Raw genomic sequence first — 7,198 nt, forward strand, 5'->3', positions numbered from 1 at the left:
CGCTCGGGGTCGGCGGGGGCATCGTGGCCGTCGCAGTGTTTACGGTCGGCGTCGCGGCCCTGATTGCGGCTGTCGTGATGGGCGTAAAGCCGCCGGAATTCCTCGATCCGCCGGCTGAAGATGATCAGCCAGCGGACGAGAAAACCTTGTCTTGAGGATCAGTCGACCAGGGCGTCAGCTCGACGCTGGCAGGCCCTGTTCTTTTGCCATCCGCTTCATCGCCTTCTGAATCTTCTCAAAGGCGCGCACCTCGATCTGCCGGATGCGTTCGCGGCTGACATTGTAGACCTCGGACAGCTCTTCCAGCGTCTTCGGCTCGTCGGTCAGGCGGCGCTCCTGCAGGATGTGCTGCTCGCGTTCGGACAGATCAGCCATCGCCTCCTGAAGAAGCTCCATGCGGCTGTCGAATTCCTGGCGGTTGGCGAAAGTCTCGGCCTGGCCCGGCTCATCATCAGTGAGCCAGTCCTGCCACTCCATATCGCCTTCCTGGCCCATCGGCGCATTCAGCGAGGCATCAGACCCGCTCATGCGGCCGTTCATGCTGAGCACGTCTTTTTCCGGCACGTTCAGACGCGTTGCAATTTCGGTGACCTGATCAGGCTTGAGGTCACCGGCGTCGAGCGCGTTGATCTCACCCTTGATGCGGCGGAGGTTGAAGAACAGCTTCTTCTGCGCGGCCGTGGTGCCAAGTTTCACGAGGCTCCAGCTGCGCAGGATATATTCCTGGATCGCTGCCCGGATCCACCACATCGCATAAGTCGCGAGGCGGAAGCCCTTGTCCGGATCGAATTTCTTGACCGCCTGCATAAGGCCGACATTGCCTTCGGAGATCACCTCGGCCATTGGCAGGCCGTAGCCGCGATAGCCCATGGCGATTTTCGCCACGAGACGAAGGTGAGAGGTCACCATCTGCTCGGCGGCATCGGTGTCCTCATCCTGTTGCCAGCGTTTGGCCAGCATGAATTCCTGCTGCTTCTCGAGCATCGGGAATTTGCGTATTTCGGTTAGGTACCGGCTCAGTCCCTGCTCAGGGCTGAGCGCTATGGACGTTTTGGTCGCCATTTTTCTCTCCAATCTACAGTACTGACCCCTGAAGCGGGCATCGGTTCCGTATTCGGTTATGGAGAAAGCTTTTAGCCCCGCTTTGCGGCAGCGTCTCTCCCCCTCTTGCGCATTCCTATTATCACGCAAATGCATAAATGGGGGCCTATAGGGCCCGTTAAAGGGAAAATCGACCCGAAAAGCTCAAAAAAAACCGCCCGGACAGGCGATGTCCGGGCGGCCTGGCAGGCGGCTGAAGGAAGTCCTCAGGCCGCCTTCTTTTTCGCAGGCTTCCTGGCGGCTGCTTTCTTCGGCGCTGCAGCCTTGGCCGCAGGTGCTTTTTTTGCGGCAGGCTTTTTGACGGCCTTTGGCTTGGCCGGCGCGGCCTTTTTGGCGGCAGGCTTTGCCGCTACCGTCTTCGCTGCCGCAGCCGGTTTTTTCGCTGGCGCAGGCTTCTTGGCCATTGCCGGCTTTTTCGCCGCTGCCGGTTTGGCTTTCGCGACCGGTTTCTTCGCAGCTGGTTTCTTGGTGGTGGTTTTTTTGGCGGTTGTTGCCATGTCGTGGCCCCGATGCTGTTGGAGGGGACTATACCAATTATGACCGTCCCATCGAATCAGGCGGGACGGGTAAATCGTGACTCGGCTTTCGCATCTGCGCAATTAAATAAAAGTATAGCAATTTCCGGGCCCTAAATTCCGAAAACATGCGAATAGTTGTATTTATGCAAGACAAGACCCGGATGCGGGGGCGGCATCCGGGTCTTTCAGGCGCCAACCTGCTGAATTACTTCGCCTTTGGCTTGCCGGGGATCGATGGCTTGCCTGGCTTGGCAGCGGGTTTGGCGGCCGGTTTTGATTGCGGTTTGACAGATTGCGATTTCATCGCGGTTTGCCTTATGGGACGGGGCAGATCTTGTGCCCCTCAATCACTGGCGCACACTCGCTCCAGCATCACTAAAATAGGCTTTCTACTGCCGCCCGGCAATGTGGTTTCAGGTGAAATATTTGTTATCTCGTGAATACTTGTGCCGGGCCCTGCGTCGAGGCGGCACATCGCCTCCCGGATGACTTCAAAGCCAGGCAGGCCTACATAGGGTGGGAAGATTCGGGAAAGAGACCCCAATGGCCAATATTCTGACGATCGGTTTTTACGTCGCCCTTGCGATCCTGTTGATCGTCCTCGTGCTCGGACTGGTGAACCTGACCCGCACCGACGACCAACAAGCCAGCCGGTCCAACAAACTGATGCGTATGCGCGTTCTGATACAGGCGATCGCGATTGCCCTGCTGTGCGGGCTCGGTTTCGTTCTCGGCGCGTTCAACTAGGCAAGCCTATGGTCAAGCTCGACAAGATCTACACACGCACCGGGGATGCCGGAAAAACGCGCCTCGCCACCGGCGAGCCCGTCGACAAATGGCACCCGCGCGTCACAGCCTATGGCAGCGTCGATGAGGTCAATTCCGCGCTTGGCGTCGCCGCGCTTGAGGCGCGCGATGACATGGCGAGCGCGATCCACCGCATCCAGAACGATCTTTTCGACCTCGGCGCCGATCTCGCTACACCGGATCGTGGCAAGGACCTTGGCTGGGAGCCGCTGCGGATCGTCAAGGCGCAGACAGACCGGCTCGAGGCCGAGATCGATGCGATGAATGCCGCCATCGCCCCGCTCGACAGTTTCATCCTGCCCGGCGGGTCTGCGCTTGCCGCTCACCTGCACGTCGCGCGGACCATCTGCCGGCGGGCCGAGCGCGATGTTGCCCGGCTTGCAGCCCTCGAAGATGAGACAGTCGGCGCCAGTGCCCTGTCCTATATCAACCGCCTGTCGGACTGGCTGTTCGTGGCTGCCCGCGCGGCCAATGAGAATGGTACCAAGGACGTCAAATGGGTGCCCGGCGCCAACCGTTAGGAGGCCGCCATGACTGACAACACGCATGAGCGCTTTATCGGCCATTGGGAGCTTGAGCCCGGCACCTGCGACTACAAGCAGGGCGACCCGCCGCGCGTTGGCTCATACATCATCTATGAAGAGGGCGGAGAGCTTGTGTTCGACATGGCGTGGACCGATCTGGCGGGCGCGACCCATGAGGCCTCTTTCCGCGGCACCCCAGACGGCGAAGCGCGCCCTTTCAAGGGCGGCGATCTGGTCGACAGCCTGAAAATCACCGCCGAGAATCGCAGCGAGCTTAACTCCAGTGCTGCGATGAAAGGCGAAACGCTGATGCGGGCATCGCGCACGCTGATCGATGATGACACGATGCGGATCGTCCAGACCGTCTACCTGCCGGACGGCACCGCGCCGACCAACAAGTCGGTCTACAGACGCCGCAAGCCAAACTGAGGCTTCTAAATGCGGTTTTGGGCTTGAGGAATTTGTCTCGTCAGGGCAAAGCATCTCGCCATGAGTGATACACCTCCAGACCGCCTGAGCCTCGACCCGCGGAGCCCCTATTATGACGAAGCGCTGATCGCGCGCGGCGTCGGCGTACGCTTCAAGGGCCAGGAGCGGACAAACGTTATCGAGTACTGCCTGTCTGAAGGCTGGATCCGCATGGTCGCCGGCAAGGCTGTCGACCGCAAGGGCCAGCCGCTGACCCTGACGCTGAAAGGCCCGATCGAGGTCTGGTTTGAGGACGCGGAACAGCAGACGGACTAACGGTTTCAGGCTATAATTCCGCGAGACGTCGCGACGAATTGACCTTTACGTTAGCGTTAAGCTTGATTGTTCTGCGCGGCTTCTCTAGTTGAAGCCGGTAATCAGGATCAATGGAAAAGGAGCCATCCTATGAAGGTGCTCGTCCCCGTTAAGCGGGTGATCGACTACAACGTCAAAGTTCGCGTCAAGTCTGATCAGACCGGCGTCGATCTCGCCAATGTGAAGATGTCCATGAACCCCTTCGACGAGATTTCCGTCGAAGAAGCTGTCCGCCTCAAGGAAAAAGGCGCAGCCGAGGAAGTGGTGGTTGTCTCCATCGGGCCGCAGCAGGCCCAGGAAACCCTTCGCACAGCGCTTGCCATGGGCGCCGACCGCGGCATCCTGGTAAAGACCGACGAGACCGTCGAGCCGCTGGCCGTCGCCAAGATCCTGAAAGGCGTTGTCGAGGCTGAAAGCCCTGACCTTGTCATTCTCGGCAAGCAGGCGATTGACGATGACAGCAACCAGACCGGCCAGATGCTGGCTGCGCTGCTGGACTGGCCACAAGGCACCTTCGCTTCGGAAGTCGTGCTCGAGGATGGAAAGGCCAAAGTCACCCGCGAAATCGATGGCGGCCTTCAGACGCTCGAGCTGCAGACCCCGGCGATCGTCACCACGGACCTTCGCCTCAACGAGCCGCGCTATGCGTCCCTGCCAAACATCATGAAGGCGAAGAAGAAGCCGATCGACGAGAAATCGCCCGGCGATTATGGTGTCGACACTGCGAACCGCCTGACCGTGGTCAAAGTCACCGAGCCGCCTGTGCGCGAAGCCGGTGAAAAGGTTGAAGACGTCGCCGAACTCGTGACTAAACTCAAAGCGAAGGGAGCAATCTAATGGCTGTTCTCGTACTTGCAGATCATGACAATGCGCATCTCTCCGATGCGACCCACAAGACCGTAACCGCCGCCACGGCGTTTGGCGGCGACGTCGATATTCTCGTCGCCGGCAAAGGCGCTGGCGATGTTGCCGCCGCCGCTGCCAAGATCGACGGCGTGCGCCAAGTTCTCCACGCTGAGGGCGACGCTTATGAAAAGCAGCTTGCCGAAGCGATGGAAGCGCTGATCGTTCCGCTGATGGACGGCTATGACGCGCTGTTCTCGCCCGCCACGACGATGGGCAAGAACTGCACGCCGCGTATCGCTGCAAAGCTCGATGTCATGCAGATCTCCGACATCACCGGCATTGAAGGCACCGACACGTTTGAGCGCCCGATCTATGCGGGCAATGCGGTCATGACCGTCAAATCCTCCGACGCAAAGAAAGTCGTCACCGTTCGCGGCACGGCCTTTGATGCGGCCGGTGAAGGCGGCTCTGCTTCTGTCGAAACCGTGGATGCGCCGCAGGGCCCGTTCAAATCGGCGTTCGTCGAAGAGAAGATCGTCCAGTCGGACCGCCCGGAACTGACCTCGGCCAAGACCATCGTGTCCGGTGGCCGTGCGCTCGGCTCCAAGGAAGAGTTCGACAGGCTGATCGTTCCGCTCGCCGACAAGCTCAATGCCGGCGTTGGCGCGTCGCGCGCCGCCGTCGATGCAGGCTATGCCCCGAACGATTATCAAGTCGGTCAGACCGGCAAGATCGTCGCCCCGGAGCTTTACATCGCCATCGGCATCTCGGGCGCAATCCAGCACCTTGCTGGTATGAAAGACTCCAAAATCATCGTTGCGATCAACAAGGACGAAGAAGCCCCGATCTTCCAGGTCGCCGACTATGGCCTGGTGGCTGATCTCTTCAACGCCGTGCCGGAGCTCACCGAAGCGCTTTAAAGCATGGGCCTGAATACAGAACGAAAGCCCCGGATCGCTGGTCCGGGGCTTTTTTTATGCGTTTTCGAGCTCTTCCATGACCTCTATCATCAGCGGTCCAATTTCCGCGTTGAGAACAAGGCTCGCATAAGGGTCGAGATCTGTCGGCTCGCGGTTGATGATGACGAGCTTCGCGCCCCCCCGCACGGCCATAACGGGAATGCCAGCCGCCGGATACACCACGAGAGACGAGCCGAGCACGATGCAGAGGTCGCAGGTTTCGGCCTCGGCGCTCGCCCGCTCCATCTTGTCCTCCGGCATGGCCTGGCCGAACGAGATGGTCGCTGTCTTGAGCAGTCCCGCGCAATTGACGCAGACGATCTCCTCATCGGCCTCCCATGGCGCGCGCAGCTCTTCCAGCTCGTGGCGCATGCCGCATTCGAGGCATTTGGCGTAAGACGCATTGCCGTGGATTTCGATGACCTTGTCATCCGGGACGCCGCCATCCTGATGCAGATTGTCGACATTCTGGGTGACGACGGATGTCACCTTCCCCCGCTTGACCAGTTCCGCAATGGCCTTGTGTCCGTCATTCGGGCTCGCGCCGACCCAGCCGGCCGAGCGATTGAAGACGCGTGTCCAGGCCTCACGGCGCTTGTCGCGCGAGGCGACGAAATCCTGAAAATAGATCGGCTGCATCTTCGACCAGACGCCGCCTGGTGATCGAAAATCCGGTATGCCGCTCTCGGTCGAGATTCCGGCTCCGGTGAAAACCATAACGCGATCAGCTGCCCTGATCAGATCGGCGAGTTGTTTTGCATTGCTCATGGGCACCCAGCCTATACGAGGCCTAGAACAGCATCCAGAGGCCCATGAAGATCATCATCAGGTTTTCTGTCAGCGAGATAAAGCCGAGCGGCACATTGGAATCGCCGCCGACGCAGGCGCACTTCAGCTCCCGCTTGTCGATATAGACCGCCTTGATCACGGAAACTGCGCCCACTGTGCCGATGAAAATCGCAATCGGCGAGGCGAGCCAGATTAGCGCGCCGGCAATCATCAGAATACCCGCCAGCGCTTCAGCGAAGGGGTAGACAAAGGCGTAGCGCACATAGCGCTGCGCGAGGAGATCATAGCCGAGGAACTGGTTCTGGAAGGCTTTCAGATCCTGCAGCTTCTGGATGGCGAGGATACACATCGACATGGCGATGAACCACTCAAAGGCGCGCACTGTCAGAAGGTCGCCAAAGGCGGCCCAGCTGGTCGCGAGCGCCATCAGCGCCGCTGTCGCAAAGATCGCGATAACAGGCTGATAGGTCGTCTCGTCTGTCTTGTCGGCGTCGACCTCCTTGCCGAAGAACCGGCGCAGATCATCATGTCCGCCAATACGCTTGCCATCGATCCAGGTTTGCGGCGTCGTCTCGACCCCGTGTTCCTGTTTGAAGGCATCGGTCTGTTCTCGGGTTTCGAGGTAATGGTCCTCAATGTCATAGCCTTCGCGCTTCAACAGATCGCGCGACTTCAGGCCGAACGGGCAGATATGCTTGTCCATCACCATGCGGTAGAGGACGGCCTTTTTCGGCCCGCTCCGCGCAGCCGGATCCTGCTCATGGAAGGGTTTGTCTGTGGTTGCTTCGATGACACTCATGGATTGAGCTCTCCTTCAAATTCAGGAACGGGACGCTCGGCTGCTTCGGCCTCGGTTTCGGCGGTCCCGTTC

At 59.6% G+C, this 7,198-nt stretch carries 11 protein-coding genes; 8 read left to right on the top strand and 3 right to left on the bottom strand.

Annotated elements, in window-relative coordinates:
• Positions 1–174 precede the first annotated feature (174 nt).
• Positions 175–1,062, bottom strand: a complete 888-nt coding sequence (gene rpoH / locus WA989_RS00970) for an RNA polymerase sigma factor RpoH (RefSeq protein ID WP_424338664.1) — start codon at positions 1,060–1,062, stop codon at positions 175–177.
• Positions 1,063–1,167: 105 nt separating this feature from the next.
• On the opposite strand from rpoH, the gene WA989_RS00975 reads away from it, so the two are divergent.
• The 8 genes from WA989_RS00975 (at position 1,168) to WA989_RS01010 (ending at position 5,499) form a co-directional block, all read left to right on the top strand.
• Positions 1,168–1,641 (top strand): hypothetical protein, encoded by a 474-nt coding sequence (locus WA989_RS00975; RefSeq protein ID WP_424338665.1) that lies wholly within the window; start codon positions 1,168–1,170, stop codon positions 1,639–1,641.
• Positions 1,642–1,762: 121 nt separating this feature from the next.
• Positions 1,763–2,059 carry a hypothetical protein gene (locus WA989_RS00980; RefSeq protein WP_424338666.1) on the top strand — a complete coding sequence of 99 codons (297 nt, stop codon included), beginning with the start codon at positions 1,763–1,765 and terminating at the stop codon, positions 2,057–2,059.
• A 103-nt stretch (positions 2,060–2,162) separates the two neighbouring features.
• The gene (locus WA989_RS00985) at positions 2,163–2,366 is read left to right on the top strand and encodes a twin transmembrane helix small protein (protein ID WP_424338667.1); all 204 of its coding nucleotides are present in this window, start codon (positions 2,163–2,165) and stop codon (positions 2,364–2,366) included.
• Between the two features lie 8 nt (positions 2,367–2,374).
• Positions 2,375–2,947 carry a cob(I)yrinic acid a,c-diamide adenosyltransferase gene (locus WA989_RS00990; RefSeq protein WP_424338668.1) on the top strand — a complete coding sequence of 191 codons (573 nt, stop codon included), beginning with the start codon at positions 2,375–2,377 and terminating at the stop codon, positions 2,945–2,947.
• Positions 2,948–2,956: 9 nt separating this feature from the next.
• Positions 2,957–3,379 carry a hypothetical protein gene (locus WA989_RS00995; RefSeq protein WP_424338669.1) on the top strand — a complete coding sequence of 141 codons (423 nt, stop codon included), beginning with the start codon at positions 2,957–2,959 and terminating at the stop codon, positions 3,377–3,379.
• 60 nt (positions 3,380–3,439) lie between these two features.
• A complete protein-coding gene (locus WA989_RS01000) occupies positions 3,440–3,694 on the top strand; it encodes a DUF3297 family protein (RefSeq protein WP_424338670.1) in 255 nt (84 codons plus the stop codon).
• A 129-nt stretch (positions 3,695–3,823) separates the two neighbouring features.
• Entirely contained in the window at positions 3,824–4,570 is a 747-nt protein-coding gene (locus WA989_RS01005; RefSeq protein WP_424338671.1) for an electron transfer flavoprotein subunit beta/FixA family protein, read from the top strand.
• Complete coding sequence (locus WA989_RS01010) at positions 4,570–5,499, top strand: electron transfer flavoprotein subunit alpha/FixB family protein (protein WP_424338672.1); 930 nt, start codon at positions 4,570–4,572, stop codon at positions 5,497–5,499. The genes WA989_RS01005 and WA989_RS01010 overlap by 1 nt, the downstream gene beginning before the upstream one ends.
• Positions 5,500–5,553: 54 nt before the next feature.
• Here the strand turns inward: WA989_RS01010 and WA989_RS01015 are convergent, their stop codons facing one another.
• Entirely contained in the window at positions 5,554–6,306 is a 753-nt protein-coding gene (locus WA989_RS01015; RefSeq protein ID WP_424338673.1) for an SIR2 family NAD-dependent protein deacylase, read from the bottom strand.
• Positions 6,307–6,328: 22 nt separating this feature from the next.
• Positions 6,329–7,036: a MauE/DoxX family redox-associated membrane protein gene (locus WA989_RS01020; RefSeq protein WP_424338674.1), complete on the bottom strand. Its 708-nt coding sequence runs from the start codon at positions 7,034–7,036 to the stop codon at positions 6,329–6,331.
• Positions 7,037–7,198 lie beyond the last annotated feature (162 nt).

It is taken from the genome of Henriciella sp. (assembly GCF_049649345.1).
GTDB lineage: Bacteria > Pseudomonadota > Alphaproteobacteria > Caulobacterales > Hyphomonadaceae > Henriciella.

What these genes read in the sequence shown, in the direction of transcription:
- rpoH (WP_424338664.1), bottom strand. Translation starts at nt 1,062, where the DNA reads ATGGCGACCAAAACGTCCATAGCGCTCAGCCCTGAGCAGGGACTGAGC.
- WA989_RS00980 (WP_424338666.1), top strand. Translation starts at nt 1,763, where the DNA reads ATGCAAGACAAGACCCGGATGCGGGGGCGGCATCCGGGTCTTTCAGGC.
- WA989_RS00985 (WP_424338667.1), top strand. Translation starts at nt 2,163, where the DNA reads ATGGCCAATATTCTGACGATCGGTTTTTACGTCGCCCTTGCGATCCTG.
- WA989_RS00990 (WP_424338668.1), top strand. Translation starts at nt 2,375, where the DNA reads ATGGTCAAGCTCGACAAGATCTACACACGCACCGGGGATGCCGGAAAA.
- WA989_RS00995 (WP_424338669.1), top strand. Translation starts at nt 2,957, where the DNA reads ATGACTGACAACACGCATGAGCGCTTTATCGGCCATTGGGAGCTTGAG.
- WA989_RS01000 (WP_424338670.1), top strand. Translation starts at nt 3,440, where the DNA reads ATGAGTGATACACCTCCAGACCGCCTGAGCCTCGACCCGCGGAGCCCC.
- WA989_RS01005 (WP_424338671.1), top strand. Translation starts at nt 3,824, where the DNA reads ATGAAGGTGCTCGTCCCCGTTAAGCGGGTGATCGACTACAACGTCAAA.
- WA989_RS01010 (WP_424338672.1), top strand. Translation starts at nt 4,570, where the DNA reads ATGGCTGTTCTCGTACTTGCAGATCATGACAATGCGCATCTCTCCGAT.
- WA989_RS01015 (WP_424338673.1), bottom strand. Translation starts at nt 6,306, where the DNA reads ATGAGCAATGCAAAACAACTCGCCGATCTGATCAGGGCAGCTGATCGC.
- WA989_RS01020 (WP_424338674.1), bottom strand. Translation starts at nt 7,036, where the DNA reads ATGGTGATGGACAAGCATATCTGCCCGTTCGGCCTGAAGTCGCGCGAT.